Below are 15478 nucleotides of genomic sequence, written 5' to 3'. Positions count from 1 at the left end.
TCAATATGATTTCGGCTATTGCATTGCCGGTTATTCTTGGGGTGGTTACCGGAATGGAGGCGGGATCGATCCGCTTTGAGGGGAACCGGGCTTTTGGCGCACGGGTCCTGCTGACAATTGTTCAGGTCCGGAAAGGTATGCCGGTATCGGAAGCACTGCTTGATCAGGACAGTCGGAGCCTGGAGTGGTTTTACCGGTCACAGGGGTTTATGAATGTACGTGTTGAGAAAATGATTTCCGGCACTAACGCTCAAAGGGTGATAACATTCAGGATTAATGAAGGTCCCAGGAGCCGGATTAGTGCAATTGTGATTAATGGGAATCTAAGCTTTTCCGCTGAAAGGTTGAGAAAGGTAATTCCATTCAGCGAGTACGAATTCTTTACCGCCGATAAAATTGCCGGTGGCATCCAGTCGCTGCGTGAGTTTTATCTTAATCAGGGCTATCCGTTCGTTCAGGTTGATGAGAGTCTGGACCATCATGATACTCTGATCACGGTGCGATATGAAATAGTTGAGGGACCATTGTGCTATGTCCGGTCAGTGTTTGTTCGCGGAAATCAGCGGGTCAGGACACAGACGATTCTGCAGGCGCTGGAGATCAAACCGGGCGAAAAGTTTTCCCGGTCGCGGCTGGAGTTGGCAAAGCGCCGGCTCTACGCCACCCGGCTTTTCACCCGCGCATTGTACTATATTTACCGGCCGGATACTTCGACGGGTATGATCGATTTCCACCAGCCACCTGAAGAAAGTGTTAACATCCGTTTTGATGTGGTGGAACAGGAACAGCAGGGGGTTGGTCTGGGGTTCGGTTTTGAGACCCCGCCCAACCGGCTGCTCTTTTCCTTTGACTGGGAACACAACAACTTTTTAAACCGTGGCCAGCGTCTATCAGCCGGAATCAGTTACAGCCCTGATTTTGCCGGAAGTCATCGGATCAATGCGGACGGGAACTATCGCATACCCTACCTGTTTTTTCAGCGGGTTGATTTTCAGACTCATCCCTTTTTCTATTATGAACAACTGGATTCCTCAAGACTCCGGGATTATGGAATTGAAACCGGGATGGGAAGGGATTTACTGCCCCCACTGCATCTGGGAATGTTTAACCGGTTGAGGTTTGTAGCTGATACCGTCCGGGGTGTTACCAATTCGCTGGCACTGAATCTGATTTACGATACGCGGAACGATTTTCTGGAACCGCATCGAGGTATTTATCTCCAGCCGCTGTTTGAGGTTGCAGGCGGTCCGTTCCGGGGAGATAATGATTTCATCCGGATACGGCTGGACAGCCGGTGGTATCAGAGCGTGAATCAGTTTGTAATTGCCCTGCGATTTGCCGGGGGCAGAGTTATGCCCTATGGCCGGCTTTTCCGCGTGCCCTATTATGAGGAGTTTTCACTTGGTGGCAGCAGTAGTCTGCGTGGGTACCCGGAACGGGCGCTGGGACCGGATACCGCTGCGGGGGGGCGTTATGGCCCGGTAGTCATCAATGGCAATTTTGAGCTGCGCACACCTTACATCCTTCGCTGGGTTGGTGTTGTCGGCTTTCTGGACTGCGGGCAGGTTGCTGACCAAAATGACCTGCGGTTAAGAGGACTGGAGGTTGGTGCCGGGGGCGGTATCAGAATTAAAACGCCAATCGGGCCTGTCCGGTTTGACTGGGGCAAACGGCTGATTCGGACACCGGCAGGAGATCGGGGCAGGTTCTACATCGGGATTCTGCATACATTCTAACCGGCTATGAGGATTCTCGGGAGGATGGTCATTTATTTTCTTGGCGCAGTAGTAGCAGTGCTGATTACAGGTTTTATTCTGCGTCAGCAGCTGGCACGACTGGTCATACGCCGAACGGTAGCCGGGTTGAGCAGGTCAATCAGTGGCTTGGTGGTTTACAGAAGTATTGAGGGGGATATATTTTCTTCTCCCGGGATCAGAGATTTGAAAGTAATGGTTGGAGCTGATACCTACTCCTTTGAGCTGGTGAAAGTAAGGTATGATCTACGCTCACTGCTCCAGCGCCGTATTGTTCTTAAGGAGGTGAACATAATCAATCCGGATGTCCGGATTACAGCAGTCAGCACTGGTGGCGGGCCATCACAATTCAAGCCAATACACTTCCCGGATATTGCTGTGCATCGTCTGCAGATTCACAATTGCCGGGTATGGTATAACAGGCAGCTGCGTATCGACTCAGCCGGTCTCGTTCTGGGACTGGACGCTAACGGCACACGGCTGGAAATGAAGTTGGATTCGATTCATTTCCAGCTGGAAAAGGAAAAAATTTCAGTTGCCCGGACTGGAGCCCTGATCACGCTGGACAACGATTCACTGACAGTCAGGAATCTGGAGATTCTGACAGCCCATTCTCGGTTCAGCGCGGACGGATATGTGAATCTGACTACCGGTGCGATTACGATAGACCGGGTAGAACTGGGGGTCAGTCTTCAGGAAATCTTGAAAATTCCCGGACGGGCTCAATTAAGCGGAAGGGTTCATAAAACCGGGGTGGGGAGGCGGGTGGAGGTAAATGGCTGGGTTGCGGATCTGGAAAAAGATGAGCTGAAGCTGCCCCGGCTTACCGGTGCCTGCACGCTGGTTGATTCACTGCTGGAATTGGAAATCAGTGGAGGCAGTCCGGAACTGGGGGCAGTGGTGGTCAACGGCAGGTTTAACCTGAGCAACTTTTTATTCCGGGCGGCAATTACGATGGAGAGTGTGCCCGTAAGCCGTTTCATGCAAAATCTACCAGAGTTTGGGTTGAGCGCCCGGCTTGATGCTTATGGCAGATTGAATTCACTCGGTCAAATGCTGAAGATACCGGAGGCAGCGCAGGGAGGTGATTCGCTGGTAATCAGATTGAAAGGGAGTGCTTCTGAACTCGGGATCGAAACGCTGGCGGCGGTGATCAATTATGAGCATCAGGCGGTAGAGTTAAGGGAGCTGTTCATTGACGGACCGGCAGGCAGGTTCAATTTTATCGGCAGAGCCAAAAAGGGGATGCTGCTTGCTCAATGTGAGATGTCCGGTTTTGATCTCAAGATCGCGGGCAAACTTCTGAAAGTCGGCTTGAGCGGCAGGGCAGACGGCAGATTGAAAATGGCAATTGCCGGCGACAGCTGGAATTTTTCCGGTCTGGTGCGGGTTGCCGGCTTTGGTGCCGACGGATTTGAGGTGACCACCGGTCTGATTCAGGCAGATCTGAGCGGCCGTGGGGGAGTCGGGTTCAGGCTCGGTGAACAGGTTGCCGGTCGATTAGCAGTCGGTGGCGAAGGGGTAAAACTGGCAGGACGGGAGTGGAACTGGGCGCAGTTCGTCTGGACCGGCCCGGAATTCGATCTCCAGTTTGAAGAGGATTCGGTCCAGCTGAGGATGCTGGGGGATGTCAGTCTGGAGAGCAGTGGATTGTCTGCAGTTATCAGAGACATGAATCTGATTATCAGAGGGGATACCGTTTCAATGATTGATTCCTGCAAGGTTGCTCTCCACCGAGATACACTGGCGGTTAATGATGTAAAGTTATCAATTGCCGGTGGTAAGACTGAATTCGAACTGAAACTGACCGCCGGTTCAATTTCGACCCTTCATCTGACCGGACATCAGCTGAATCTTCAGAACCTGGCGACACTTGCGGGCTTGAAGCTGGATGTGAGCGGCAGCGCGGATATCCGTGTTGCCGGCAGCGATTCACTTACTGTTGAGCTTGATGTGAATGGGCTGAAGTTACCGGCTGCAGAAATTGAGTTCAACATTCTAAAAAGCCGGCTTACCATTTCCAGAAACAATGTTGATATTGATTATATTAAGTTTGTGCATAATACTGATACAAGTGAGGTTAAGGGAGTGGTCCAATATGAACGTCATCCTGCGCTAAGTATCCGGCATGCAAGTCTGACTGCCAGCCTTGCAGATCCGGGAATCTGGATTCTGAAAGTGACCAGACCCTATGTGGAAATTCCCGAAGGGGCAATCTATGCGCAGGTTAAGGCAGACTGGGAACCGGGAATCCTGAATCTATCAGGAAGAGCCCGGGTAAATGACGGGATTTTGATTGTTCCCTCAGTTGCTGCCAAGGCGGAGCGGATTCAGGCCGAGCTGAGTTTTCAGAAGGACCGGATCGTGCTCGAAAAGCTGAGCGGTGTAACCACGCGCGGGGTGGTGACCGCCGAAGGTTTTGTTCAGCTGAATCCCGCCCTTCAGGTTGAGTCACTGCGGTATCAGACTCATTTCACCGGTGTGTCGGCGGTTCCGATTCCCGCAGTCTATGCGATTGGCAGCGGCGATATTACCGTCTTTTGGCGGGAGGGAGAGCTGGCTTTGGTCAGTGGTGAAGCAAGGATTGATGATGCGCTGGCGACAATCGGCTTTGGGGGGCAGCCGGGAGCGGGCGGAAATGGTGGGGGTGATATCAATTATGACATCCGGGTACGCGGGGAACGGGGGCTCTGGCTCCGCAATCCTCAGGCGGACATAGAGCTGGGCGTGGACCTGACTGTGCGCAAGGTCGGAGAGGATGTGCTTTATTCAGGCGAGATGGTCAGCCGGCAGGGGAGAATTTATTACCTTGATCATACACTCCGGCTTAGTGAAGGCAGACTCCTTTTTGATAATGTCAGCAGCTTTAATCCGCAGCTTGACCTTACCGCTGAATTGCCGGTGTCGGTCCGGCACACCAACGGACCGGAAAGGTTGAAGCTCAAGGTTACCGGCAGTCTTCAGGAACCGGTTTTTGCCTTTTCTGCTGAACCGCCGGTGTGGGATGAGACGCAGATTATCACCTATCTCAGTCTTAATGTGACCATGGATGAGCTCTCGGCAATGGAGCAGAAGGAACTGCTTTCCCGCCTGCTGGCTGAGCGGGTGCTGGGTTATTTTCAGACTCAGGTTTCAAAACGGGTCCGGGATTATATCAGCCTCGACTATCTGGAACTGGAAACCGGAATCGGGGGCAGTGAAGCGGCACGGGTGACTGTGGGCAAGTATGTAACTCGCAATCTTTATGTGTCATATACCCAGAGTTTTGTCGATGACTTTCAACCGGCATTCCGGATTGAGTATTATCTTAACCGGCGGAATGAACTGGTAGCGGAACGTTCAATGGACGGTCGTTATTCACTCCGGTACCGGTTTAAACTGCGCTTTTGAGGTTCCCTTCCGGTCCATGGCTGAAAGGTGGATGTTTGCCGATGTGGTTGTTCCCCGGACACCACTTGACGAGCTTACCTATCGTTTTGCTCCGGAGGAGCTGGGTGAACTTCATCCCGGGGACATCGTTCAGGTTCCGCTTCGCAGGAAAACAGTAACCGGCGCGGTTCTCCGTGTCCGCGCAGACGCAGCGATTTCAGCGAAGGAAATTCAGCCCGTAATCGATATTGTCGTACGTCAGTTTATCACACCGGATCTTCTGCAACTGCTGCGCTGGACTGCAGATTACTATGTGTGCCATCTGGGTGAGGTGCTGGAACTGATTCTGCCCCAGATTGTTTCCGGGAAGGTGGAAACGGTCAATTCTGAGATCGGCGCAGCAGAAAACGGTTCTAACACTCTGCCACCAGAACTGGAGCAGGCGTTCACGGCCGGCAATTTCGGAGTCTGGGTCACTGCTCAGCGGTCAGAATTTGAGAAACTGCTTTTTGACTTTATCCGGCGCGCGTTCAGTAACGGTTCAGTCATTATACTGATGCCGGAAGCGGACCGGGTGGAGTTTCTTTCCCAGCTTCAGCGTGTCTGGGGGGAGCGGGTAATTGAATACCACCATCAGATGGGGAAAAAACAGCAGAGGGCGGCCTGGCAGGCAATTGTCAGCAATAACAATGTGGTGGTTGGTATGCGTTCTGCGGTCTGGGTGCCGGTCCGGAGACTGTCAGGGGTGATACTGATCAATGAGAACGCTAACTCATTCAAGGAGGAACGGGTGCCCTGTTATCATGCCCGGGATGTGGCAGTTGCCCGTGCCCGTTTTGCTTCCTGTCCGGTCCTGGTTTTTGCATCTCCGCCTTCAGTTGAAACCTGGTGGAATTTGCGCCGGGGTAAATATCATCTGCTCGACCGGGTTAATTTCCGCATTGACCGGACAAATGTATTTGTGGTTGACATGCGTCAGCACCGTCGGGAGCTCGTTTCTCCCCGTGCGCTCCGCGATCTCCGGAACGCACTAAAACAGCAGCAGATTGCCCTCTGTTATATTAACCGCCGGGGGTTAAGCCGTTATGTTGAGTGTGCCGATTGCGGCACGGTGCTGAAGTGTTCTCGATGTCAGAGTCCCTATGTTCTCTCGGGTGCGGGCAGAGTCAGATGCCGGGTGTGCGGTGAGGAGAATGAGGCGCCGGAGCGGTGTGCTGTGTGTCAGGGAATGAATTTCAATTACCGGGCGCCCGGTGTCGATATGGTCGTTCGAGAATTGAAACGGCTGGGTATAGAGTGTCAGAGCGTAACCGGCGGCGTTCAAAATCTTCAGCTTGCCGCGGCAGACGCCGGAGCGACCGGATTTGCTCCGGTACTGGTGGGCACCCGCACAGTGCTGCGTTCGGACCGGTTACGGGTGCCAGGACTGGTTGTTTTTCTCAATTTTGACACCGAATTCACAATTCCCGACTTCCGTTCCCGGGAACGGGCTTTCAGTTTGCTCGTATCGTTATTATCCCGGAAGCCTTCCCGGTTGATTATCCAGACAACCCGGCCTGAAGATTCGCTGCTGGAATTTGCCCTGCAGGGAAAAGTCAGCAGGTTTTTAGACCAGGAATTGAAACTGCGGGCAGAAGCAGGTTTTCCTCCATATAAACGGCTGGTGGCGGTTGAATTTTCAGGTGAGGAAAGGACGGTTTTAAACTGGGTGAATGAGACAGTTTCAGAGTTGGGTGTCGTGCCGGGGGTCGAACTGCTTGGTCCGGTAAAGCGGTTGCAGCCGCGGCAGGGTAAGCCGCAGTTCCGGTTGATTGTAAAACTGCCCACCAACCTGATGCCGGCAAAGGTAATTGACCGGGAAAAACTGAAGCATCCCCGGATCCGGGTCAGGATTGATGTTGACCCGCAGGAGATGCTCTGAAGTTGCGGCGGAGATTTTTCTGCAGGCGCAGCGCTTCCGGCGTCGTGCCGGTTGTGTCCAGGTAATTCAGTGCTTGAAGATAAGACCGTTGTGCGTTAACAGTGTCACCAAGGGTTTCCAGGGCGAGACCCAGATTGTTCAGCAGACTGCCAGCAAACTGACGGTCCGCTTCTGCCAGTGAACTGAGCGCACGGTGGCTCAGGGTGTAGTAGTGCCGGGCGCTTTCCGGATAGGAATAAAATTGAAACAGATAGCCGCAGTTGAATCCCAGCCCGGCGATAAGCCGCTGGAGATATTCATCCGGTGCTGTCAGTGTATCCAGTAGCTTCACCCCGGAACGGAAGGCGCTGAGCGCAGGTTCAGGCTGTCCCAGTTCGTAATAGCACACACCGAGTAATAACCGGATTAATCCGGATTCATAGGCAGAATTACGGCGCATCCGGTTCAGCCGGGCAATGACATCAGCCAGTTCCCGATTAGAGATCATTCTCAGCAGCTGCTGCAACTGCTGGCGAAAATCCGGTGCCAGTGGGGCAAGCAGGGCGGTATCAAACTGAATCGTGCCCGCCATCAGGGTATAGGCATCAAGGTTCTGCTTTTTCAGCGCAATCCTGCCGGTATCGGTCTTGTTCGGTGGCGGCTGGGAAAGGGTCCGGGCAAGAAACAGCAGGACTATTATTACTACAATGCCGATTCCGGTCCACAGCCACGGATTGCGGACCATAAAGCCCTTTTCTCTGTTCTGACGGTGTTTCACGATGTTATTATTTTAAAATTACCAATCGTGATGTCAATTGTCCGGTAAAAATCGTTTAAGACCGAACTTATTACTGTAAAGACAGTGAACAGAGAAAAGTGCGGGTCATGTGTGTAAAGTTCTGCACAGATTCTGTTCCGGATGCTTTTTAATAACTCATTGATTTTCCTGTAGTTATTCCGCTGGTCTTCATTAGGGGGGGCTAGCCCCGGGCAGCCTCTGGTACAGATGAGGGGCTCTGATGATGGGTGCCGGTCAGGTATGTGGCCGGTGGGGTTCAGGTGGGGCATCCGGGGTCGACACTGGGTTTATGCCGGTCGGGGTACGGGTGGTCTAAATTGGTAACCGGTTTGACGGTGAATGGGTACAGGTCTGTCTCTGTGGGCGGGTGGCGGGCAGGAGCGGCGGTATCGGGGTGGACAGGTCTGGTTATTGACTTGATGGTCAACCGGATTAAAATGAATTGATGAAAGTCGGCATACCGCGGGCACTGCTTTATTACCGTTATGGCTCGCTGTGGGAAAATTATCTGCGTAACCTGGGGGTGGAGGTGGTGCTCAGTCCCCAGACCGATGAAGTGATTCTGGAGCAGGGGCTGAAGTGTGTTTCAGGTGAGGTTTGTCTGCCGATCAAGATAGTTGCCGGACATCTCCTTTATCTGAAGGAGCATGCGGATGCAATTTTCTTTCCCCGTCTGGACTGGCTTTATGACGGACTTTATGCCTGTCCGAAGATGATCGGTATCGTTGATGTTGCCCGGATGATTCTGGGTGAAAAGGTGCGTCTGATCGCTCCCAGTATCAAGGGAAACTTTACCCGGGCGCATCTGACTGCCGGGCTGGCAATCTGTGCCAATCCGGTTCGGGTATGGCAGGGGTGGCGTCGGGCGCTCCGGTCGGAAAGAGGGAAGCGGGAGCGAAATGAGGATAACCTGCCGGCAGCCGGCAGGCGGACCGTAGGACTGATCGGCCATTTTTACAATCTGAATGATGAGTTTATCGCCGGGGCAATTATCAGGACCTTCCGGCAGAATGGTTATGAAATCATAACGAAAGAGTCACTGCCGGAAAGGGTGTTGCTGAACCGGTCCGGTTTTGCCCACAATATCCGCTGGGTTTATGAGCGGGAGCTGTATAATGCGTTTGAATACCTGCTGGGCCGGGTTGACGGGTTCTGCATGGTAGTATCGATGGGTTGCGGTCCCGATTCCCTGGTTGCTGAGTTCATGCGCAGCCGGGCACAAAGTAACGGGGTGCCGTTTCTCCTGTTGGTCATTGATGAGCATACCGGGATTGCCGGTCTGGTGACCCGGGTAGAGGCGTTCGTCGAGCTGCTGCACCGGGGGCGTTGGAGCAGATTCGGGTCGGCGGCAGGATGCTGAAGGTCTGATGAAGGTCGGGATTCCTCACTTCGGCTTTGATACCCTGGCGCTGAAGGGGTTCATTGAGGAACTCGGTGCCGAGGTGGTGCTGCCGCCACCGACTTCCAAAAGAACGGTTGAAATCGGTGTGAAGCTGGCGCCGGAGCTGGTGTGTATGCCGTTCAAGATTACTCTGGGTAACTTCGCCGAGGCGCTGGAGCGGGGTGCTGATATCCTTCTGATGGCGGCTGGTGCACGCAAGTGCCGGTTCGGCTATTATCATTTTCTTCAGGAGCAGGCGTTGCGGCAGATAAAGCAGGATTTCCGGCTGGTGCCGGTAAGTCAGTATTCGGCATCCGGGTTCATATTCAAACTGATACCGGAGCTGTTTGGTGTTTCACCGTTGCGGGTGATGCGGGCGGTCTGCCGCCTGTTGGTAAAGAGTGCTCTAACCCGGGATTTCCGGCGTCTGCTCAATCGCAGGCGGGCGGTTGATTTTGAAGGGGCGGAGCAGGTAAAGGGTCCGGCTCTGACTCTGATTGAGCAGGCACGGACAATTTCTGAGATGAAGCGGGCAAGGCAGAAAATGGTGCGTCTTTTCGGCATTAATGGTAAAAGGGCAGATATCCGGATCGGGCTGGTAGGCGAGATATTTTACACCGTTGATCAGCGGGCAAATCAGGAGATTGAGAAGGAACTGGCACGACTTGGAGCCGAGGTTGTTTTTGAGCGCTGTCTTTATAACCATCTGCTTTATCTTCTGCATATTGACGCCGGGTACCGCCGGTCGAGAAGACTGGCAAAGCCGTATCTTGCCGAGTGTCCGGGCGGTGAGGCGATCCGGACCGTGGGGGAGGCACGTCAGTTTGTGATGCGCGGGGTGGACGGAATTGTGCAGGTATTCCCGTTTACCTGCATGCCGGAGAATATCGCCCTTGAGGCTTTGCAGCGGATATCGGAGCAGAGCGGGGTACCGCTGCTTTTTCTTTCGTTTGATGAGCACACATCAACCACCGGCCTGGTAACAAGGCTGGAGGCATTTGTGGAACTGCTGCGGAGACGGAAGTATGCACGAAGGGTTTCTGGGAATTGATGTCGGCTCCATCTCCACGAAAGGGGTGGTAATTGACCGGGACTACCGGGTGGTTGCCTATCGGTATCTCCGTACTCAGGGCAACCCGATCAATTCCATCCGCCAGCTCCTGAAGGAGCTGGGCAGTGAAGTTGATTCCCGGTTGCGGATTCTGGGTGCGGGGACTACCGGTTCGGCACGAAGGCTCGCCGGGGTGATGATTCAGGCGGATATCGTCAAGAATGAGATCATCGCTCATGCGGTGGCAGCCGGGACTTATTACCCGGATGTCCAGACGGTGCTGGAGATTGGCGGACAGGATTCCAAGATTATCATTCTCCGGGACGGAATTCCGGTAGATTTTGCGATGAATACGGTCTGTGCTGCCGGCACCGGCAGTTTCCTCGACCATCAGGCAGCCCGGCTTCAGATTCCAATTGAAGAGTTCGGCACCCGGGCTTTGCGGGCGCAAAACCGGGTGAGCATCGCGGGCCGGTGCACTGTGTTCGCCGAGTCGGATATGATTCACAAGGCACAGCTGGGTGTGCCGACCGATGATATCATTGCCGGTCTGTGTGATGCGATTGTACGCAATTATCTTAATACGGTTGCCAAAGGGAAGGAGATCAGACCCAGAATACTCTTTCAGGGAGGTGTGGCAGCTAATGTCGGGGTCAGGGCGGCGTTTGAGCGGGCGCTGGGGCAGGAAATTACCGTTCCGGAATATTTTCTGGTGATGGGAGCAATTGGTGCTGCAATCCTTGCAGCTGAGGCAACCAGCGGCCAGGCGAGCCGTTTTGCCGGATTCGAGGTCGCCCAGACTGAGTTTGCAACCCGCGTGTTTGAGTGTGATGGCTGTCCGAACCGGTGTGAGGTGGTAGAGACCTTCCGTGCTGCTGAAGTGATAGACCGTTACGGTGACCGGTGCGGTAAATGGTCAGGAAATTAGAATGAACCGTTTGATAACCATATGGCTGGTGCTGCTTGCTGTTCTATGTGCAGCACCGAAGGAGGACAGGATGGTGCGTAAATCAGCAGTTGCCGGACAGTTTTATCCGGCCGATCCTCAGCAGCTGGCAGGAAAGATTGACCGTCTGCTGGGGCAGGCAAATCCGCCAGCCCCTGGGGGCCAGGTAATCGGGATTCAGGTGCCCCATGCCGGGATAGACTATTCTGGGCTGACTGCTGCCCATGCCTACAAGCTGCTTGCCGGCATGGATTCGGTGACGGTGGTGATGCTGGGCACGAGCCATCGCGCCGATTTTGACCGTGCCGCTGTCTACGCAAGTGGAAAATGGGAGACGCCTCTGGGTATTGTTGAGGTTGATGAGGGGCTGGCAAAATCAATTATCAGGGAGGATAAATATTTTGCTGAACTGCCGGCGGTTCATGCTCAGGAGCATTCGCTTGAAGTCCAGCTGCCGTTTCTCCAGCGAGTGCTGAAAAATTTCAGGATTGTGCCGATCATGCTGCTCTTTCCAACCTATGAACAGTGCGAGGCGGCGGGTAAGGGTATTGCCCGGGCAGTCAGGGGCAAAAATGTGTTGCTGCTTGCCTCTTCTGACCTCTATCACGGATATTCCTATACTGAGGCAAAGGCAACCGATTCGCTGACTGTGGAGCTGATGCTGAAGCTTGATCCCCGCAGTTTCTATGCGGCGCTGGTGCAATCCTATCAGGATCAGAAGCCGTTAGCCTGCGGAGGATTTCCGATTGTGACACTGATGATCGCCGCCCGGGAGCTTGGTGCCAGCCGGGCGGTTCTTCTCCATCGGACCAATTCCAGCGATGTGCTCGGTGAGCGTGGTGGTTATTGTGTCGGTTACAGTGCGGTTGCTTTTGTTCAGGATGCGGGAGGTTCAGCAGCGGAATCAGGTGCAGAGACAGCGTTGAGCCGGGAAGAGAAAAAAAATCTGCTTGAGATTGCCCGCCGGACAATTGAGGAGTATGTCCGGTATGGCAGAATTCCGGCGTTTACACCGGTAAGCGAGCGATTAAAGGAGATGCGGGGTGTATTTGTTACTCTGCACAAGCAGGGTGAGCTTCGCGGCTGTATCGGTTATGTGGAACCGGTCAAACCGCTCTATCTGGCAACCCGGGATATGGCGATCAGTGCGGCGACTGAGGATCCCCGGTTTCCGCCAGTCGAGCCAGAGGAGCTGAAGGATATTGATATTGAAATTACAGTGCTCTCGCCGTTACAACGGATTTACGACCCCGCGGCGGTGATCGTAGGCAGGCACGGGCTGGTAATCAGAAAGGGTTTTCATTCCGGACTGCTGCTGCCGCAGGTGCCGGTGGAACAGGGATGGGATAGAAAACAGTTTCTGGAATGGACCTGTCGCAAGGCAGGATTGCCTCCTGATGCCTATCAGGATAAAAATGCCGAGCTGTATGTGTTTACCGGAGAGGTTTTCGGCGAGAAGCAGTATCAGAAATAAAAAGGAGGCGGAGTGATAAACAACATTATTTTGATAGCGCTGCTTTTATCAGTGAGTGCCGGGTTCGGCAGCTGGCTGCCGATTACAAGTCAGAAGCCGGCACCGGCTGAAGTGGCAATAAGCGCCAGTGGTGATCAGGCGACGATAATCGAAATCGGGCTTCCGGGACTGGATATGAGCAGGGAGCTGATATCAGGTCAGAGCTGGACAGTGGTGCAGATTCCCGGTGAGCCGGCACAGACAGGAGAGGTGGGCAGGCCTCAGCTGCCGGTTATCATCCGCAATCTCGCTCTTCCAGATCAGGCGACCGCGGACCTGCAGGTAATTGTCACTGAGTTTGAGACGGTGAACAATGTTCTGGTGTATCCGGCACAGAAACCGCTGACCGATCTGGATACACCGGATTGGACTGTGGATTACAATTTTTACCAGCAGGATCTGGTTTATCCCGAGACGGTTGCCCGGTTGAAACTGCAGACCAGCTGGCGCGGACTGCCGTTTGCCACGGTGGAAATCAATCCGGTCCGTTACAATCCGGCACGCCGGGAACTTTATGTCGCCCGGAAACTGGTTATCAGAGTTAACCATTCCGGGACCTTCCAGCGCCATCAGGTTGAGCCCTGGACATTGCCAATCCTGCGCACCCTGATTGATAATCCGGGACGGTATAACCTTGATGTTGACTGGATTGACAGCCCGGGTGTGCGTTATCTGGTGATTGCGCATTCAAATTACACCGGCAGCTGGCTGGATTCGCTTGTGAACTGGCATCAGAAACGGGGGATTGAAACCCGGGTGATTGCCAAATCCTCGTGGACCACTACCGAAATCAAGGATTCGATCCGGGCAGAATACAACCGTAATACACCGCCTGTCCTCCGCTGGGTTCTGCTGGTCGGTGAATATAACGAAGTGCCCGGCTATGCCTATCCAGGTGTCGGCTTTTCCGATATGTGGTACGCCGACCTCCAGCCGCCGTCCGGCGGTGATGACTACTTTGAGCTTGGTGTCGGACGCTTCAGTCCTTCAAGTATAGGTGATCTTGATAACCAGATTAGGAAGACACTGATGTTTGAGAAAAGTCCGCCTGCGGGTGACTGGACCGCTAAAGCCGGACTGGCAGCACACAGTGAGCAGTATCCGGAAAAGTATTCCGCCTGCACCCGTGGTATTTACAACTTTCCCTATCCACTTTACCGGTATAACTTTGATACGATTATGGGGGGAGCGGGAGGAACCAATGCGATGGTCACTGCTGATATCAATGAGGGTCGGGTGGTGATCAATTATCGCGGACACGGCTCGGAAACCGACTGGTCCTCATGGGATGCATCGTCCCAATCCTGGACAATCAGTCATATTAATGCGCTGAATAATGGTGATCGAACTCCGGTTGTCATCAACTGTTGCTGTCTGAATCATGTGCTTTCGGTCGGGACCTGTCTGGGAGAAGCGTGGATGAGGAAATATCCAGGTGGCGCGGTCGCATCGCTGGGTGCAACTGAAGCATCCTATACGATTCCCAATCATGGCTGGGATTCAACACTTTTCCGCTGCCTTGGCGATACTTTCACCATTGTCATCCCCGGTGTCCGAAACTATCCGACCCCGGTTTATGATTTAGGGTGGATGCTCTGCAATGCCAACGCCTATATTCAGAAGTTTTATGCATCACAGGGAGGCACGGACAATGCCCGGATGTATCTCTGGCTGGGGGACCCGGCATTAACGGTTTGGACCGGTCCTTTGGTGAATGCGGACGTAGTCTATCCGCCGGCAGTGCCATTGGGGCAGTATGAGTTACCGGTCACAGTGATGAAAAACGGCACTCCGGTCAAAGATGCACTGGTCTGTGCCTGGAAACCGGGCGAGTTTTATGTCTATGGCTATACCGACCCGGGTGGTAATGTTACCCTGTCAATTAATGCTGCTACACCGGGCGAGTTTTCGCTGGTGGTAACGGGGCAGGGGTTTGTTCCTTACGAAGGAACAGTCCTTGCCCGGGCACCAAACAGTCCGTATGTGATGTATCTGCGGTCGTTTGTTGATGATTCTGCCGGCGGCAATGGTGATGGCATCATCAACCCGGGTGAGATTATCAACCTGCCGACCTGGGTAAAGAACTACGGCGAGGTGGGGGCAAGCTCGGTCTCGGGCAGAATCCGGATTGCCGACCCCCTGATCACGATCCTGGACTCGGTGAGGGATTTCGGCACTGTTCCGGCGCACGACTCGGCATTCACCGGTCCGGACGGCTTTCACTTTGCAGTTGCCCCGGCCTGCACCAACGGCCATGTCATCCGGTTCACGCTGGTCTGCCAGGATGCGAATGATTCGGTCTGGAGCTCATTCATCAACCTGCGGGTGGGCGCACCGCGCCTGGAGTATGCGGGCTTGAGCGTGATCGACACCGCTGCCGGCGGCAACCGCAACGGCCGGCTGGACCCGCAGGAGCGGGTGGAGCTGATCCTCACCCTGCGTAACGCCGGACTGGGCAGAGCCAGTAATGTCAACGCCCTGCTGCGGTCCGGGGATCCGAGACTGCTGGTTGAGGACTCACTTGCCAGCTTCGGGCTGATCCTGCCCGACAGCAGCCAGCGCAACCTGGCGGACCCGTTCCGGGTGCAGACGCTGGTGATTCCGCCGGAGACCAGGGTTTCCTGCACCCTGTATGTCTCGGCGCTCGGCGGTTATTCGCGGGTGATTCCCTTCACCATCATGGTCGGCGAGATCCGCTCCTGCGATCCGATTCCGGACACCGGCGGCACCGCGGTCAGCTACTGGGCATATGATGATGTGGACAC

The 15478-nt window shown here is 54.2% G+C and carries 9 protein-coding genes; 8 read left to right on the top strand and 1 reads right to left on the bottom strand.

Annotated elements, in window-relative coordinates:
* Positions 1-5 precede the first annotated feature (5 nt).
* From ABIK48_07520 to priA, 3 genes are read left to right on the top strand one after another with little or no spacing between them, the layout of a single operon-like run.
* Positions 6-1736: a BamA/TamA family outer membrane protein gene (locus tag ABIK48_07520; protein MEO0022002.1), complete on the top strand. Its 1731-nt coding sequence runs from the start codon at positions 6-8 to the stop codon at positions 1734-1736.
* A gap of 24 nt (positions 1737-1760) precedes the next feature.
* The gene (locus ABIK48_07515) at positions 1761-5144 is read left to right on the top strand and encodes a translocation/assembly module TamB domain-containing protein (GenBank protein ID MEO0022001.1); all 3384 of its coding nucleotides are present in this window, start codon (positions 1761-1763) and stop codon (positions 5142-5144) included.
* 16 nt (positions 5145-5160) lie between these two features.
* Positions 5161-7044, top strand: a complete 1884-nt coding sequence (priA, locus tag ABIK48_07510; GenBank protein ID MEO0022000.1) for a primosomal protein N' — start codon at positions 5161-5163, stop codon at positions 7042-7044.
* Here the strand turns inward: priA and ABIK48_07505 are convergent.
* Positions 7010-7801, bottom strand: coding sequence for a hypothetical protein (locus tag ABIK48_07505; protein ID MEO0021999.1), 792 nt, complete (start codon positions 7799-7801; stop codon positions 7010-7012). The two genes, priA and ABIK48_07505, sit on opposite strands and share 35 nt — an antisense overlap.
* A 466-nt stretch (positions 7802-8267) precedes the next feature.
* On the opposite strand from ABIK48_07505, the gene ABIK48_07500 reads away from it, so the two are divergent.
* From ABIK48_07500 to ABIK48_07480, 5 genes are all read left to right on the top strand, one after another.
* A complete protein-coding gene (locus ABIK48_07500; protein MEO0021998.1) occupies positions 8268-9182 on the top strand; it encodes an acyl-CoA dehydratase activase-related protein in 915 nt (304 codons plus the stop codon).
* A 7-nt stretch (positions 9183-9189) separates the two neighbouring features.
* A complete protein-coding gene (locus ABIK48_07495) occupies positions 9190-10254 on the top strand; it encodes an acyl-CoA dehydratase activase-related protein (protein MEO0021997.1) in 1065 nt (354 codons plus the stop codon).
* Positions 10229-11182 (top strand): acyl-CoA dehydratase activase, encoded by a 954-nt coding sequence (locus tag ABIK48_07490; GenBank protein MEO0021996.1) that lies wholly within the window; start codon positions 10229-10231, stop codon positions 11180-11182. The genes ABIK48_07495 and ABIK48_07490 overlap by 26 nt, the downstream gene beginning before the upstream one ends.
* Before the next feature lie 70 nt (positions 11183-11252).
* Positions 11253-12674: an AmmeMemoRadiSam system protein B gene (amrB, locus tag ABIK48_07485; protein ID MEO0021995.1), complete on the top strand. Its 1422-nt coding sequence runs from the start codon at positions 11253-11255 to the stop codon at positions 12672-12674.
* A gap of 12 nt (positions 12675-12686) precedes the next feature.
* Positions 12687-15478: C25 family cysteine peptidase (locus tag ABIK48_07480; protein MEO0021994.1), on the top strand; the 2792-nt coding region annotated here is incomplete at its 3' end.

It is taken from the genome of candidate division WOR-3 bacterium (genome assembly GCA_039801085.1).
GTDB lineage: Bacteria > Hydrothermota > Tepidihabitantia > Tepidihabitantales > Tepidihabitantaceae > JAOABP01.
This window is presented reverse-complemented; position numbering and strand designations above follow the sequence as displayed.

What these genes read in the sequence shown, in the direction of transcription:
- ABIK48_07515 (MEO0022001.1), top strand. Translation starts at nt 1,761, where the DNA reads ATGGTCATTTATTTTCTTGGCGCAGTAGTAGCAGTGCTGATTACAGGT.
- amrB (MEO0021995.1), top strand. Translation starts at nt 11,253, where the DNA reads ATGGTGCGTAAATCAGCAGTTGCCGGACAGTTTTATCCGGCCGATCCT.
- ABIK48_07495 (MEO0021997.1), top strand. Translation starts at nt 9,190, where the DNA reads ATGAAGGTCGGGATTCCTCACTTCGGCTTTGATACCCTGGCGCTGAAG.
- ABIK48_07520 (MEO0022002.1), top strand. Translation starts at nt 6, where the DNA reads ATGATTTCGGCTATTGCATTGCCGGTTATTCTTGGGGTGGTTACCGGA.
- priA (MEO0022000.1), top strand. Translation starts at nt 5,161, where the DNA reads ATGGCTGAAAGGTGGATGTTTGCCGATGTGGTTGTTCCCCGGACACCA.
- ABIK48_07490 (MEO0021996.1), top strand. Translation starts at nt 10,229, where the DNA reads ATGCACGAAGGGTTTCTGGGAATTGATGTCGGCTCCATCTCCACGAAA.
- ABIK48_07500 (MEO0021998.1), top strand. Translation starts at nt 8,268, where the DNA reads ATGAAAGTCGGCATACCGCGGGCACTGCTTTATTACCGTTATGGCTCG.